The following is a 15,170-nucleotide window of genomic DNA, read 5'->3' on the forward strand; positions in this document are numbered from 1 at the left end:
CGCGTCAGAAAGGAGACTACCCATGAAAATCATTAATACAAGTTTTTTGTTAAGGCAGACAAAAGAGAGAACTTTTTAGTTGATATCCTACCTTTAATCCGTTCATCAAGGGCAGAATCCGGCAACATTAGCTAGCAACTCTATGAAGCAATTGATATGCCTAATCAATTCGTTATGGTTGAACAATGGCAAACTCAAGCAGCCATTGTTCAGCATAATACCAACCCGTTATTAATTCAATTGTTGGAGAACTTAAAATTTACAGCACAGCCGAACCCACTATCAAAGTGGCATAAGGCTAAGTTAAGTAAAAAAAGGAGCAGAACCAAATCGTGATTTCCTAAAAGCCGACCTTATCGTCCTGCTCCTTTTCTCATACCATTTATCCCATCATTTCAAGCGAGAAACCGGCTACTCTTTAGCATATAATCTTTTTAGACTTATTTTTCAATATAGGTATGAAGAGGATAGCTCGGATAGGTTATCAAGCGAGCCTTTTCCGACGTAATATAACCAGCTGGGGCATCAAGAACAGTTGGAATGCGATTAACAATTGTACCACATGTGAGTGCTACCGTATCAGGTTTGTTAACTGAGAAGATAAGAGCTGGCTCTCCTGTAATTTCCCAATCACACATATCGCCATCATCTTGTCGATAAACTTTACCAATACATTCCACCTCTAAGTCAATGCCTTGATGCGTTTGAACCTTAGTAACTGCCGACATTCCTGTCACTTGACCAGCCGGAATCGTGCGTCCTAGCGTTTCAGAATAGACATCTTCATCTAAAGTATAAGGTACACTCTTTTGACTAATGGATTGAATGGTCCAATTCATTTTTGAGCAGATAGCTTCCGCAGCATTCCACATATAAGAAGGTAAACTTTCCGCAGAAGCAATGTCGCGTTCAAAACGTTCTGAATCATAACCAACGCCGTGTGCCTCAGCCAATGCCAAACCATAATCTTCAACATTATAGCTGACCACACCTCTCACTTTTTTAATCTTATTCATTCCTGCCATTGCTAAACAAGGCATATTAATCCAATAAATGTCCTGCATGCCTGATCCCATAATAGTGACATGATTCTCTTTAGCTAACTTATCCAAACGATTGGTCTCAGAAGGGGATGTTGTCCAAGGATAAATGGCTTCTTCACAGGTTGAAATGACATTAACACCGTGTTTGATAGCCGTTTCATAAAATTCATACATTTCTGGCATGTAGGAAAAAATGGTAACAATAGCGATATCGGCATCACAATTATCAAACACTTGGTCAGCCTTATCAGAAATAATAATACCAGTCTTATAACCAAAGTCAGCAAAATCACCAATATCCTGTCCTACTACTGCTGGATTTTTATCAATAGCACCGACGATTTCGACACCATGATCCACAAGATAATTAAGGATGACCTTTGACATTTTACCACAGCCGTATTGGACAGCACGAATTTTTGCATTTCTCATGAGACGTTTCTCCTTTTATTACTATAGTCTTTTAGTATTAGGCAGATGCAAATTTAATGGCAAATAAATTCCTTCGTTAAACAAGAAGAGATCCTATGGAATTTTCTCTAATAGCTGCATTAATTAATATCTTTGAAATTTAAAATTCCCAAAATATCATTATCAGCAATGAACTGCAGAATAACTTGAGTTAAACAAGGAGATTAATAACACCATAAAAGATAAACTAAACAACTATATTTATTTCACAAATATATTATAATATCTATAGTAACTATAGAGTCAAGGAGAAATGGTATGGAGCTTATTTTAAAAATTGGAGATTTTTCCTACATTAATAATATCCCTATTCAAACGCTGCGTTATTATGATAAAATTGGTCTTTTAAAGCCCTATCGTATTGATCAAAAAACGAACTATCGTTATTATCATATCAATCAATCCCAGATAGTAGATGAAATCCAATATTTAAGACAACTTGACTTTTCTCTGGAGGAAATTAAAGGAATACTTTCTAAACATGAAAATTTGACTGAACTCAACCATTACATTAATGAACGACGCCAGTGTCTTTTATTTGAAAAGCAACGTTTGGAAGAGCGCTTAGCAGAAATCAATACCTATCAAGCAGGTGCCTTTATGTATGATTATAAAAAGCATAACCAAAGTTTGGAAATTTTGACTTTACCAGCTAGACGAATGATTGTTTATGAAATGAAAGAAAATATTTACCAAATGACTGATGAGGCTTATGAATTTAACCTAAGAGAATTTAAACGGGCTTTGAGAAAAAATAATCTCTCCTATTCAATTTTTTCTCGTGTTGGTTCTATTATTAAGGAAGAAGACTTCAAAAATAAAAATTGGTTGTCTTATCAAATGTTTATGTTCTCTAATGATATTGTGGAAAATTTTAAAATAAAAACCTATCCTTCTGCTCTTTATGCTTCAATTTACTGTTCCTCTTTTCAAGAGGAGATTGAAAAATTAGACAATTTCTACCAAATGATTGTTGATAAGGGTTATCAAATTAAGGGAGATTACATTTGTGAGGTCATTTATGAACATCCTAATTTAAATCACAACAAAAGAGAAATATTTATTAGAATGCAGGTCGCTGTTAATAAAGACTAAGGATTTACAAAAAAGTTGGATAAGATATACGTACACTTATCCAACCTTTTTATTAGTTAAAACTTATTCAATCCATCATACCTGCTTGGAGTTGATACATTTTATGGTAGGTTCCTTTTTTCGCTAGGAGCTCCTCATGAGTTCCCGACTCAATCATTTTACCTTTATCAAGAACATAGATGCAATTGGCATCTTGAATAGTTGACAAACGGTGAGCAATCGCAATGGTTGTCCGTCCTTGACGCATTTTAGCCAAAGAATTTTGCACCAGTTGCTCTGTTTCTGAGTCAATATTAGCTGTCGCTTCATCCAAAATCAATATTTTAGGGGAACTTGCCACTGTTCTGGCAAAAGCTAAAAGCTGCCGCTGTCCAGTTGAAAAACTTGATCCTCGCTCACTGACAGGTTCATCGTACCGATGAGGCAATCTTTGAATAAAGGGATCGGCATCCACAAATTTTGCGGCAGCTTCAATATCCGCATCTGTCAAATCCTGATACATTTTAATATTAGACTTGATTGTCCCGTGATAAAGGAAAGGCTCTTGTAAAACCAAACCGATATTTTTTCTTAATTCTTCCTGACTATAGTGACGAATATCATGACCATCAATGGTAACTTGACCTTCTTGAAACTCATAAAAACGCATGAAAACATTAATAATGGAAGACTTTCCCGATCCTGTTGGTCCAACAAAAGCAATCGTTTGGCCCTGATTGACTTTAAAAGAAATATGATCTAAAATTTGATGCTGTCCATCATATGAGAAAGAGACATCCTTAAATTCAATATTTCCAGCTGAAATGCTAATATCACTATCATCTTGATGAGGTTCATAGCCTCTTTCATCTATCAGATCAAAAACACGTCCTGCTGACACCATTGAGGTCTGCAAGGTCGAGAAATTCTGAGTCACTTCAATTAAAGGATCAAAAAGACGATTAACATATTGAATAAAAGCATACATCATCCCAGCTGAAATACCAATAGTCTGCCAATTAAAACCAAAATAAGCCATTAAAAGAGCATAAGCCAAGAGCTTCAAGAGTGACATAGCAGGACGTAGGAAAAGGCTGTCCAAAGCCATAGAGCGATTGGCATAATGAAAATGTTCTTCATTAATTGCCTCAAATTCTGCTTTTAAACGCTCTTCTTGCCCAAAAGCTTGAATAATATTGATACCTCCAATACTTTCAGATAAATTGGTATTGATATCACTTAATAAACTCCTCGTTTTGGCAATAACCTTAACAGACTTTTTCCGATAGAGATTGACCAAAATAAAAATAAAGGGCAAAAAAAGCATGACAAGAAAGGTTAGGCGATAATTCAGCATTAACATGGTATAAAGGGTGACACTAAAAATAAAAATAGCTGAAATAAAACTGGATAAGATACCTGAAAACATGTCACTAATGCTTTCGGTATCGTTGGTTAAACGTGATACGATGGCACCTGCTGGCGTTTTATCGAAATAAGCCATTCCCAATCTTTCCATATTAGCAAAGGCATCCCTACGAATATCGCGAACAACACTAAAAGAAACACGCGCAAAAAGAAGATTGCCAAAATATTGTAAAATCGTCTGCAAAACATAGAGCAGATAGTAACCCAGCAAAAGCAAGGCTGCTGTCTGATTAAAATGAGTCAAAAAATGATCAATAAAATAAGAGGCCACTAAAGGAACAAAACTTTTAATCACTGTTGTCAGCAAAAGGAGAAGCAATGCGAAGAAGGTCAACCATTTATAGGGTTTAAGATAAGACATCAGACGCCAAAAAACACGTCCTTGGTGTTCATTATTCTTCATCCATGTCTCCTTTCATTTCTAATTGTTGAGATTCATAAGTTTTAGCATACCAACCACCCGCTCGAATGAGCTCATCATGGCGGCCGCGTTCTTGAATGCGCCCATCTTGCATAACTAAAATCAAATCAGCATGCACAACAGCACTTAAGCGATGGGCAGTAATCAGAGTTGTCTTGCCCTGCCGTGTTTTTTTAAGATTTTCAATGATAGCATGTTCAGTTTTAGCATCAACTGCTGACAGGGAATCATCTAAGATAAGGATATCAGGATTTAGAATCATGGCACGGCTCATGGCAATTCTTTGTTTTTGACCACCAGACAAGGAGACGCCTTTTTCACCAATAATCGTGTCAAACCCTTGCGGCATGGCTACAATATCATCGTAAACTTGAGATAACTTAGTGGCACCTTCAACTGCTGCAAAAGTTAAATTAGGATCGCCAAAACGAATATTATCTAAAATAGACATGGCAAAAAGGATTTGATCCTGTGGAACATAACCAATTAAACTGCGCAAATCAGCCAAACGATACTGACGAATATCATGTCCATTTAACTTGATTGTACCTTGATTAACATCGTATTCTCGCAAAAGAAGTTTGAGAAGACTGGTTTTTCCTGAACCTGTCTGACCAACAATACCTAGTGTCTGACCTTTTTCCAAGGTAAAATGAACATCTTTAAGTGTTGCTTCCTTTTCATAAGCAAAGCGGTCAATATCATATTCTAAAGAACCATTTTCAATCTTTGTTAAGGGATGCTTAGGATCTGTAATATCTGATTTTTGCGACAACAAATCCATAATGCGTTCATAAGAAACCGCACCACGCTGAACAATATTAAACAAAAAACCAATCGCCATTAAAGGCCAAACCAGCATATCCAAGTAAGTCACAAAAGTAACCAGACTTCCGACAGTTACCTGACCATTTTTAACAAAAAAAGCACCAACAAGAAGCGTCAAAGCATAGGAGGCTCCCACAAACAAAAGAACCAGAGGATCAAATAGGCTATCGTACTTCATGGTTATCATATTTTTAGCAAAAGTCATGTCATTTGTTGCTTGAAAGGAAGCTAATTCATTGGTTTGATAACCAAATGATTTTGTCACCTTGATGCCTGAAACGCTTTCTTGAACCTTATTGTTAAGTTCTGAAAAGGCAGCTTGTGAACGTTTGAAGCTTTCATGTGTTTTACGTCCTAAACGACTGGTTGCTAAAGCCATCAAAGGCAGAGGAATGACAGCCACCAAGGTCATCTGCCATGAAATGCTGAAAAACATAGTCATTAAGGTCACCAAAGCAGTAATAGAAGCATCAACTGCTGACATGACACCACCACCTGCTAACCTAGTCAAGGAATTAATATCATTGGTGGCATGTGCCATCAAATCTCCTGTGCGGTACTTCTGATAAAAAGAAGGTGACATTTTGGTAAAATGCTCAAAAAGACGAGAGCGCATAATTTGTCCCAAACGATAAGATGTTCCTAAAATATAGATCCGCCAAACATAACGCAAGCCATACATGGCAAAAGCGGATAAAAGCAAGTAAAACAAATCCCATAGAAGCATCTCTTTGCTTAAATTTTTATTAGTGATATGATCAATAACATGTCCCATCACTTTGGGCGGAATCAGATTAAGTATACTGACCAAACTCAGTGCTAATATTCCAATTAAATAGCGGCGCTTTTCAAGTCTGAAAAACCACCATAAATTTTTTATAACAGACATTATTGTCCTTTCTTTCATTTTGACAAGAAAAACTCCCTCTTATCTCTGATCTGAGGGAAATCTTTTTTTACATCATTTCTATTGTATATCTTGAAGTCAACTCTAAGTCAAATAAAATGAACTTTCTGAATCGGCAAAAACATTTCATACAAAAAGCGGCAAGACAAATCCCACCACTCTATCAGTTCTGCTGATAAACTTTCCTTATTTTCTTTTGAATAAAAAGATAACAATAAAAAGCCAGTAAACCACCCAAACTATTGGTCCATAAATCATCAATTTCAAAAACACGATTAGCATCGAAAAAGAAATCAAGAAGCAGTTGCGTGCATTCAATACTTAGACTTAGGCAAAAACTAAATAACAAGATTTTTTCTTAGTTCTTAAGTTTGGAAAAAGTAACAGAACTTGCAAAACCAAGGGAAAGAGCAAAAAGATATTAACAACATTTTGACCAAACACCCAGATAAGTTTCAAAGGACTGGACAAGTGCCCTAGACTAAATAGTGAATTGAAAGGGACAAGCAGTACAACAAGCCGACCAAAATGCTGAATGTTCGGGGTTTGAACACCCTTTATTGCATGCTGAGGACAAAAACACATATAGCAAATAGCGATAAAATATAAAACCAGCAAAAGCCAAGATAGCTTGCGACCAATTGGTTTTAACTCAGCTGTTTCATCAAAAAAAGCAGTCATTACTGAGCTGTTCCAGCAGTCGCTTTCTCACGATCGCGTTTCATAGTATTAGAACGCAGCTGTCCACAGGCTGCATCAATATCGGTTCCATGTTCCTGACGCACCACACAGTTAACACCATTTTTCTTAAGAACATCGTAAAAAGCATTGACACGCTCTTTGGGGCTACGACTGTACTGGTCGTGTTCCGTGACAGGATTGTAAGGAATTAAATTAACATAGGAAAGTTTGCGGATGTTCTTAGTCAAATCTGCCAATTCCTGAGCATTTTCAGGGTTATCATTAACACCATTGAGCATAATATACTCAAAAGTCACACGACGGTTGGTCGTTTCAATATAATATTCAATGGCTGCAAATAGTTTTTCCAAAGGAAAGGAACGATTGATACGCATAATGCTGGAGCGCAATTCATTGTTAGGCGCGTGAAGTGAGACAGCCAAATTAACTTGAACCCCTTCGTTGGCAAAAGCACGAATTTTATGAGCCAAGCCTGAAGTTGACACTGTAATATGGCGAGCACCAATTGCCAGTCCATTATCATCATTGATTGTGCGCAGGAATTTGAGCACATTGTCATAATTATCAAAAGGTTCACCAATTCCCATCACCACAACATGACTGATACGTTCACCCTGACCGCGTTCATCAAAATATTTTTGCACCAACATAATCTGCGCTGTAATTTCGCCATTATTAAGATCGCGTTGTTTTTTGATCAAACCACTGGCGCAAAAAGTACAGCCAATATTACAGCCTACCTGTGTCGTCACACAGACAGAAAGACCATAATGCTGACGCATCAACACCGTCTCAATTAACATACCGTCTGGCAGCTCGAATAAATACTTGACTGTTCCATCTGCTGACTCTTGAACGATACGCTGTTTGAGCGGATTGACAAGGAAATTTTCATTTAAAAGAGCAATTAAATCTTTTGAAAGATTAGTCATTTCCTCAAAAGACTGAACACGTTTACGGTAAAGCCAATCCCAAATTTGAGTAGCTCGGAACTTTTTTTCACCGTGTTCAATCGTCCAAGCAATTAAATCATTGCGGGTTAAGCTATAAATAGATGGTTTCATTTAACTTCCTTTTTTCTTATCACAAAATTATTCTTAGCATCCTGAATCTCTCGCATAGCCTGACGCTCTTTTATCTTTTCGCGACGAAGTTTCTCTTGAAGATTCATTTTAGCATTATTTTTATTAAAACGTTTTTTTCTACGATTATCGCGCCGTTTACGTCTTTGAGAGTTATCTTCTTCACTTTTGATTTCTTTAGGATTAGGATTTTCCAAAACAAAATAGGCACAGCCAAAATTGCAATATTCTTTTAGATAATCATCCAAATAACCAATGTAAGGAGTTTTAGTTTTCCCTTGCATTTCCTCTTTATAGAAGCCCTTCAAACGCAGTTGTTCATTGCCCCAATCACCAACAATATAATCGTATTTGAGCAAGATGTCTGAAAAGCGTTGGGTAAAAACAGTCACATCAAAAGCATTTTTGACATTTTCCAAAAGAAGCAAATCAATATCATCGCTCTTAACATGGTTATCAAAGGTTACAAATTGAGGACCGGGAAACTTATTGTAATTATACATTTCAGGAGTAATGTCTTTTCTCATAGAGCTCCTCTCAGGTATTTTTCTACTGTCTGTCTCAGCAAATCAGGAAACAGTAATTGCCCCTTTCTTGACGTTAGACTATTAAAATAAGGAGCAAAATAATATTGATCCACTAAAACAAGACTTATTTTATCTTTTCTGCCAATAGCCTTATTATTATACACTATTTTTCCATTTTTGTAAGTAAATCCACTCGTTACTGCTTTGCCAAATTGTTTGCCGCGAAAACCCATACCACGAATCTGCTGATTGGCTAATAAATCAGCTTGCGAAAAGATATCTTGACAGATTTCTAAGAGCTCATCTCGTGTCACTTGGAATTTGACCAAACGCATTTGATGTGGCAAGGATTTGTGAAGTTCTGCCTTACTAATAGTTTGCGAAAAAGGCTCAACAATCAATCCTGTGTTTATAATAGCCAAGTCTGCGGCAGCTGACTTCTTCATTGCCTCCATCACTAAATCTGCACACTCTTTCAGACTTGGTTTGCGAGATAATTTGCAGATCAAATTCTCTGCTAACAACTTTTCGCCTTCTTCAAAAAGACGAGCAACAAAAGCCGCATCTTCTTTTTCCGAATCAAGATCACTGGTTGGCACAGCTTCAATAGCGATATCCGTCAAGCTATGATCTTCGAAATCCAAATCAATTTGTCCCACATGATCTCCGTAACGCCCTGCCGCTGCTAGATAAGTCCCATTGATAACCTCACCTTCTTCAAAGACATGGTGGGTATGAGCTCCAATAATCAAATCAATTTCGGGAATTTGGCGCGCTATTTTTTCATCTAAACGAATGCCTAAATGGCTAAGTAAAATACGAAAATCTGCTGCCGCTACCTCTGGATTTCCCAAATCCTTTTTAAGACTGGAAATCGCATCAAGAGCTTGCCAACCATTAGGCGCATAAGTCCAATAGTAAGGAAAAGTGTAGGCCAAAAGTGCCAGTTTTGTCCCAGCCTTAGTTTCATAAATGACATAGGACTGAGCCCAAGCAGGACGCCCTTTTTTATCTTTCAAATTTCCTAAGATGACTTGGAAATCAGCTTTATCATAAAGCTGATTAATTTCAGCCTTTGCTAAGCCAATGCCTTCATTATTGCCAATTGTTGCAAAATCAATTCCTAGATCGTTCATCAAATCAACATTTACCCTACCAGCACTCACATCGGTCAAAGGATGGCTTTTATCTACATTGTCACCAATATCAAATCTTAACACTTCCCTTTGTGTTTTTGAATGCTCAGCAAAAAAACGCTTAATCTTGGGATAAGCTTCAAAGTGAGAATGTAAATCATTGATGTGTAAAATACGCAGACTTTCTTTCATTCTTTTATTTTAACATTTTCAGCTCTGATATTAAAAGAGAAAACAAAATTGAACTGCACCCCAAAAGTTAGATTTTTTCTGTCTAACTTTTGGGGTGCAGTTCAAAGTCCTAGAAATTCTAGAACCTTTTTATTAATGCTTTCTTAGGTAATCAATAGCCTCCTGCACATTTTTAACAGGAACAATCTTCATCTTAGTCCCTAATTTTTTAGCAGCCTGTTTAGCTTCTTGATAATTAGTGACAGCTTTGGGATTTTTTTCAAAGTTGCCTTACTCACAGGATTGTTGGGAACAAAAAAGATATCTGCATTAATCCTATCTGCTGCGGCCACTTTCATATCAGCACCGCCAATATCCCCGACAGTCCCATCTTCTCCAATAGTGCCAGTACCTGCAATAATACGACCCTTACATAAGTCCTCTTTCACTAGTTGATCGTAAATATCAAGGGTAAACATGAGACCGGCACTTGGCCCTCCAATACCATTTGTGCTAAATTCGATTTTATCATCAGAAGTGACCTTGGTATGATCAACCAAGCCAATGCCAATACCATTTTTGCCATTTGATAATTTAATGACCTTGCCCTTAGCAGTTTTCTTCTTATTTTCAGAAGTATATTGAACACTGACCTTGCTGCTTAATTTCAATCCAGACACATATTTAATCAATTCTTTCGAACTATGAAAGGTCTTGTCATTAACACCTGTTACAGTGTCAGCAATATTTAAAACACCCTTGAAAGTTGAATTCTTACTAACCTGCAAAACATAAACACCCATATAATTAAAGTTTGCCTTTTTATGAGCTAAAGTAAGAGCTTCATAGATAGCTCCATTTTGTGAGGTCTCCATATAGAACTGATTAATCCGCATATAATCCGCATCACTAACACCACCAGTTGTTTCCTTGGCACTGGTAATTTCTGTAAAAGGGGTCAGCCAAGCATAGAGGACTTTTATAGGGGTTGCCTTACTAAGAGAGACAGCTACAAAATTATAAGACCCCTTCTCTTTATCTTTTTTATGATTAACTGTCACAACAGAACGAATATCATAAGCTCCGCCGGGCATTTCTAAATAGTAAGGAAGAGGAAAAAAGAGTACCATTAAAAGCAAAATAAGACTGATACCGCTGATTAGCCACCATTTAAATTTTTGTTTGTTTTCACATTTTTTCTCCACTTCTTTTACAACTCCCTGCGGAACATAAGGACTAATGTCTGCCCCAAAATGAATAAGCTCGCGTATCCGACTAGAACTGAAATAACGATAGTCTAAAGCTGTTAATAAAAAAACAGTTTCAATTTCTTGAGCTAATTGACTATTGAAAAAGGCGAGATTAGCTTCATACTCCAAATCTTGCGCATTTCTTAGCCCTCTAACTAAATGTGTAACCTGATGCTGTCTGGCAATATCAACTGCTAAACTATCTCGAGCTGCAACGACTTCAACATTTTTTAAATCACCCAGTGCCTCTTTTAGCATAATTTGCCGCCTAGCAGGTTCAAACAAGCCCGTCTTATCTTTATTATAAAAAAGCCCAACATAAAGCTTATCAAAAAGTCCGCTAGCACGACGAATAATATCCACATGTCCATTTGTCACAGGATCAAAAGAACCTGCAAAGAGTCCAATTCTATCTGACATAAACCGTTACCTTAGAAATCCCATAAATTTTTTGTTTCCAAATGCTTAATTCTGCAACTTCTTCTGGCAGCTCAACCGCTTTATCCGTTTCACAGACAACCATAACTTCCTCAGACAGAAGCTTTCGCTGACAGAGTTCCTTAATGTTTTTCACAATTACTTCTTTTGCGTATGGTGGATCTAAGAAAATCAAGTCAAACTGTTGATTTAAATTTGTCAGAGCACGCGCTGCATCCATTTTTAACAGTCGGAATTTATTTCCTTCTTTAGTCATCCTGATATTAGCTTCAATAACAGCTTGAGCTCTGCGATTCTTTTCCACCAAGACTGCCTCAGTCATCCCTCTTGAAATCGCTTCAATAGAAAGACCCCCACTGCCTGCAAAAAGGTCCAAGACACGACCGCCATTAAAGTAAGGACCAATCATATTAAAAACAGCACCTCTAACCTTGTCTGATGTCGGACGGGTTATCTTACCTTCCAAGGTTTTTAAAGGACGGCCGCCATAATTACCGGAAATAATTCTCATACTTTCCATTATATCAAAAAGTATAACAATTTCGTACTGGCAAATAATTAAGTAACTATTAAAAAACCAAAAGAGTTTGCCATCAGATTAAAAGCAGCTTATAATAAGGACTTTCATACATTCAGCATGTTTAATAGTCCTGTCATTATTTCTTTTTACCATTCTAAGTAACAGTATTAAGAGTCTATCAGTATCAGCCAACCACTCTCGGTCCATCGAATTAATTGTTCGATTCGGTTTAGTTTAAGACTCAACAACATTTAAAATGCAATCGCTTGTAAAATACTCCCCTTACTAACTAAATACGTTGTGCCGTGATCAAAACTTATATAAGTTGGAGATATTGAGATCGGCAGACTTAATATCCAGTTATGAAATTTCCTAGGAGGTCGCTGTCTGTTCTCACTTGAGCAAAGTATAATGCAAGGCAAACTAGATTGTACTTTGATTTTAAATCAGTATAAATTATTATAACTAAACCTTTATGATAACAAAAGAGATTAGAATACAATAATCCTAATCTCCATTGATCATAAAATGTTTTTGTACTAAACATAAGTCCAACTTAAACAAGATGATAATCTTTCAGTAATTTTTCAAGATCTGTCCCCTTAGTCTTTTTCAATAATTCTTTTAGTGCAATCTTTTCAGATAAACTCAATTTCATATCTGTAATCTTTTTGCCATCACGAAGGGCAACTGCTGCATGCAAAAGATCACGGATATCATAAGTGCTTCCCCAAACTTCTGGAACACCGCGATCCACATTCAACAAAGTATAAACAGCTTCCATCCCTGTCCGAATAGAATATTCCGTTGTAAAAATTGTATCTCTTTGCGTTTCTGCAAATTGTCCTAAAAAGGCAAAATTAACAGCACCTTGTGGAACTACATCTGGACGATCTCCCTTTTCTCTTGGCATAAAGAAAGCTGTAATATAGGGCATCATACAAGGAACAGTCTTAGCACTTTTTTTAGCCATTTCATCAATTTCTGATAGAGGAACACCTAAATGATAGAGCCATTCTGCGCATATTTCTTTTCCCGTACAATCCCTCATTGGTTTTTTAATATAATCTCCTTCTTTATCAGAAAAGAGCGCATAAACCCAAACAACCAGCTGATCTTTAGGTTGGTTACGGAATTGCGGCTGACGATTGATGGTCCAGCTCATTAACCAGTTAGAATCACGAACAGTGACAATACCGCCTGTCACGATCTTTCCTGAGAATGGATTCCGTTTACAAATTTCCTGAATGTACGGCGGAATCTTATCATCCAAAGTTGTCACGGTTGCGCTCATCCAATTTGTCCGCTCAGGATCGTAGCAGAATTTATCAGGATGCCCAAAAGAAGGGGCTTGCTTAGCAATTTGACGCCACATATCCCAGCCACCGCCTTCACGAATCTCACAATTAAAGACTGCCGCTTTATCCTGACTGCCATAGCTTGAATTTTCTACACAGCCGCCATTTGTAATAAAAACTAGATCATTTTCTGTCAAGTCAATTTTTTCGCCTTGGCCATCACGAATCACTGCGATACTTTTAGCTGCTTTTTTATCTTTTTGAATATCAAATGTAATATTAACCACCTTAGTATTGTAGTGAAATACAACCCCAAATGACTCAAGATATTTGATCATTGGCAAAATCATCGATTCGTATTGATTGTACTTTGTGAAGCGTAAAGCCGTAAAATCAGGCAAGCCGCTAATATGATGAATGAAGCGCTTCAGATAAAGTTTCATTTCTAGGGCAGAATGCCAATTTTCAAAAGCAAACATCGTCCGCCAATAAAGCCAGAAATTAGAATCAAAGACTTCACCATCAAAAACTTCGTTAATACGTTTATTATATAAGTCTTCATCTGGTGTGAAGAATAAATGCATAATCTCTTTGGCCCCTTTATCGGACAAGGTAAATCTTTTATCAGTATGGGCATCTTGTCCTTGCTTTTTCGTTGCACGGCAAAGTGAATAGTTGGGGTCTGCTTTATTGAGCCAGTAATATTCATCAAGAACACTTACGCCTTCCGTTTCAATAGACGGAATTGAACGAAATAAGTCCCACATACATTCAAAATGATTGTCCATCTCACGACCGCCACGCATCACATAACCAATATCACTGTATTGATAACCATCACAAGCACCGCCAGGAATGGAATCTTTTTCCAAAATATGCACTTGTTTACCGGGCATTTGTCCATCGCGAACTAGAAAACAGGCAGCAGACAGAGCGGCCAAACCAGAACCAATAATATAAGCCGATTTGTGTTCAACACCTGCAGGTTTTCTAGGGCGAGCAAAAGCTTCATAATTTCCACTTGAATAATACATTCTGATACCTCCATAAAACTTACCTTTATTGTAGAAAACCTTCATCTCAAAAACAATAAACAAAAAAGCAAGTTGATTAAAAATTTATCAAAACTAGCTTTTTGTTCAAATATTTTTCATTATTGGTCATTAGTCTTATCATAGTGATGAAGCGCTGTTACAATATTGCCATGCACTAAAGAATCCAAGTGTTTCACGATGATACGAGGATCTTCTTTCATATCCTTTCTAATCCAATCCAACATCAAACCGACAAGAGCAAATTTATAAAAGTCCGCAATAAAATCCTTTTCTTCATCATTGACTTTCAGTCCCTTAGCTTTTTCATTAACAACATTGATCATTAAATCATAGGTTAAAGTATAAAGGTAAGTTTCAATCTGCTCCCTGCTAACTGAATGATAGACATTCATGATAAAGGGTTTATTGGCTATCACGGCATTAAAAATTCGCAACAAGCCTTCCTCCCATGTCTCATAATCTTTATTCTCTCCTAAAGCTTGGCTAGCATTCTCAATACAAACCCATTCAATCAAGTCATAAATATCCTTAAAATGATAATAAAAAGTCATGCGGCTAATGCCGCAATCATCTGTTATGTCCCGAATTGTAATCTTAGGCAAGGGCTTTTGTAACAACAAATGTTTGAGAGAGTCCTCTAAAGCTTTTTTAGTTGTTTGTGACATGAATTAACTAACCTCAATTCAATACATTATTTTTAACCCGTGGTGCTAGTTTATTTTGTAGTTCACAAAAAAGTCCATTGGACTATGCTGTTAGTGATCAAACGAACAGGAGATATCCAAATGAACGACTTAATTATACCGCTAAACGTCATCA

At 36.9% G+C, this 15,170-nt stretch carries 10 protein-coding genes and 4 pseudogenes; 2 read left to right on the forward strand and 12 right to left on the reverse strand.

The genetic code is table 11. The features are described 5' to 3' along the window. Positions 1 to 22: 22 nt before the first annotated feature. Positions 23 to 296 (forward strand): annotated as a pseudogene (locus SRT_RS07730) (putative quinol monooxygenase). 144 nt (positions 297 to 440) lie between these two features. On the opposite strand, the gene SRT_RS07735 reads toward SRT_RS07730, so the two are convergent. After that, positions 441 to 1,475, reverse strand: coding sequence for an NAD(P)H-dependent amine dehydrogenase family protein (locus SRT_RS07735; RefSeq protein ID WP_128833668.1), 1,035 nt, complete (start codon positions 1,473 to 1,475; stop codon positions 441 to 443). 297 nt (positions 1,476 to 1,772) lie between these two features. Between SRT_RS07735 and SRT_RS07740 the strand changes: the two genes are divergently transcribed. Next, positions 1,773 to 2,609 (forward strand): MerR family transcriptional regulator, encoded by an 837-nt coding sequence (locus SRT_RS07740; protein ID WP_128833669.1) that lies wholly within the window; start codon positions 1,773 to 1,775, stop codon positions 2,607 to 2,609. Positions 2,610 to 2,676: 67 nt separating this feature from the next. Here the strand turns inward: SRT_RS07740 and SRT_RS07745 are convergent, their stop codons facing one another. The 11 genes and pseudogenes from SRT_RS07745 to SRT_RS07790 form a co-directional block, all read right to left on the reverse strand. After that, a complete protein-coding gene (locus tag SRT_RS07745) occupies positions 2,677 to 4,419 on the reverse strand; it encodes an ABC transporter ATP-binding protein (protein WP_128833670.1) in 1,743 nt (580 codons plus the stop codon). Next, positions 4,409 to 6,172 carry an ABC transporter ATP-binding protein gene (locus SRT_RS07750; protein ID WP_128833671.1) on the reverse strand — a complete coding sequence of 588 codons (1,764 nt, stop codon included), beginning with the start codon at positions 6,170 to 6,172 and terminating at the stop codon, positions 4,409 to 4,411. Before SRT_RS07750 ends, SRT_RS07745 begins: the two co-directional genes overlap by 11 nt. 163 nt (positions 6,173 to 6,335) lie before the next feature. Then, a pseudogene (locus tag SRT_RS07755) lies at positions 6,336 to 6,853 on the reverse strand (VanZ family protein). Then, a complete protein-coding gene (rlmN, locus tag SRT_RS07760) occupies positions 6,853 to 7,938 on the reverse strand; it encodes a dual-specificity RNA methyltransferase RlmN (RefSeq protein ID WP_128833672.1) in 1,086 nt (361 codons plus the stop codon). Before rlmN ends, SRT_RS07755 begins: the two are co-directional and overlap by 1 nt. Then, positions 7,935 to 8,483, reverse strand: a complete 549-nt coding sequence (locus SRT_RS07765; protein ID WP_002268848.1) for a YutD family protein — start codon at positions 8,481 to 8,483, stop codon at positions 7,935 to 7,937. Before SRT_RS07765 ends, rlmN begins: the two co-directional genes overlap by 4 nt. Further along, the gene (locus tag SRT_RS07770; RefSeq protein ID WP_128833673.1) at positions 8,480 to 9,811 is read right to left on the reverse strand and encodes a bifunctional metallophosphatase/5'-nucleotidase; all 1,332 of its coding nucleotides are present in this window, start codon (positions 9,809 to 9,811) and stop codon (positions 8,480 to 8,482) included. Before SRT_RS07770 ends, SRT_RS07765 begins: the two co-directional genes overlap by 4 nt. Positions 9,812 to 9,943: 132 nt before the next feature. Then, a pseudogene (gene sepM / locus SRT_RS07775) lies at positions 9,944 to 10,995 on the reverse strand (S16 family serine protease SepM). Between the two features lie 48 nt (positions 10,996 to 11,043). After that, a pseudogene (gene coaD / locus SRT_RS10870) lies at positions 11,044 to 11,460 on the reverse strand (pantetheine-phosphate adenylyltransferase); the annotation flags it as partial. Next, positions 11,450 to 11,989 carry a 16S rRNA (guanine(966)-N(2))-methyltransferase RsmD gene (gene rsmD, locus SRT_RS07780; RefSeq protein ID WP_128833674.1) on the reverse strand — a complete coding sequence of 180 codons (540 nt, stop codon included), beginning with the start codon at positions 11,987 to 11,989 and terminating at the stop codon, positions 11,450 to 11,452. The pseudogene coaD and the gene rsmD, both read right to left, overlap by 11 nt. A 565-nt stretch (positions 11,990 to 12,554) precedes the next feature. Then, positions 12,555 to 14,330 (reverse strand): oleate hydratase, encoded by a 1,776-nt coding sequence (locus SRT_RS07785; RefSeq protein WP_128833675.1) that lies wholly within the window; start codon positions 14,328 to 14,330, stop codon positions 12,555 to 12,557. A 119-nt stretch (positions 14,331 to 14,449) separates the two neighbouring features. Next, positions 14,450 to 15,016: a TetR/AcrR family transcriptional regulator gene (locus tag SRT_RS07790; protein ID WP_128833676.1), complete on the reverse strand. Its 567-nt coding sequence runs from the start codon at positions 15,014 to 15,016 to the stop codon at positions 14,450 to 14,452. Between the last annotated feature and the right edge of the window lie 154 nt (positions 15,017 to 15,170).

The organism is Streptococcus troglodytae (genome assembly GCF_002355215.1).
In the GTDB taxonomy this organism is placed as follows: domain Bacteria; phylum Bacillota; class Bacilli; order Lactobacillales; family Streptococcaceae; genus Streptococcus; species Streptococcus troglodytae.

Coding starts and splice junctions, on each gene's coding strand:
- SRT_RS07750 (WP_128833671.1), bottom strand. CDS start 6,172: ATGAAAGAAAGGACAATAATGTCTGTTATAAAAAATTTATGGTGGTTT.
- SRT_RS07790 (WP_128833676.1), bottom strand. CDS start 15,016: ATGTCACAAACAACTAAAAAAGCTTTAGAGGACTCTCTCAAACATTTG.
- SRT_RS07745 (WP_128833670.1), bottom strand. CDS start 4,419: ATGAAGAATAATGAACACCAAGGACGTGTTTTTTGGCGTCTGATGTCT.
- SRT_RS07785 (WP_128833675.1), bottom strand. CDS start 14,330: ATGTATTATTCAAGTGGAAATTATGAAGCTTTTGCTCGCCCTAGAAAA.
- SRT_RS07735 (WP_128833668.1), bottom strand. CDS start 1,475: ATGAGAAATGCAAAAATTCGTGCTGTCCAATACGGCTGTGGTAAAATG.
- rsmD (WP_128833674.1), bottom strand. CDS start 11,989: ATGAGAATTATTTCCGGTAATTATGGCGGCCGTCCTTTAAAAACCTTG.
- SRT_RS07765 (WP_002268848.1), bottom strand. CDS start 8,483: ATGAGAAAAGACATTACTCCTGAAATGTATAATTACAATAAGTTTCCC.
- rlmN (WP_128833672.1), bottom strand. CDS start 7,938: ATGAAACCATCTATTTATAGCTTAACCCGCAATGATTTAATTGCTTGG.
- SRT_RS07740 (WP_128833669.1), top strand. CDS start 1,773: ATGGAGCTTATTTTAAAAATTGGAGATTTTTCCTACATTAATAATATC.
- SRT_RS07770 (WP_128833673.1), bottom strand. CDS start 9,811: ATGAAAGAAAGTCTGCGTATTTTACACATCAATGATTTACATTCTCAC.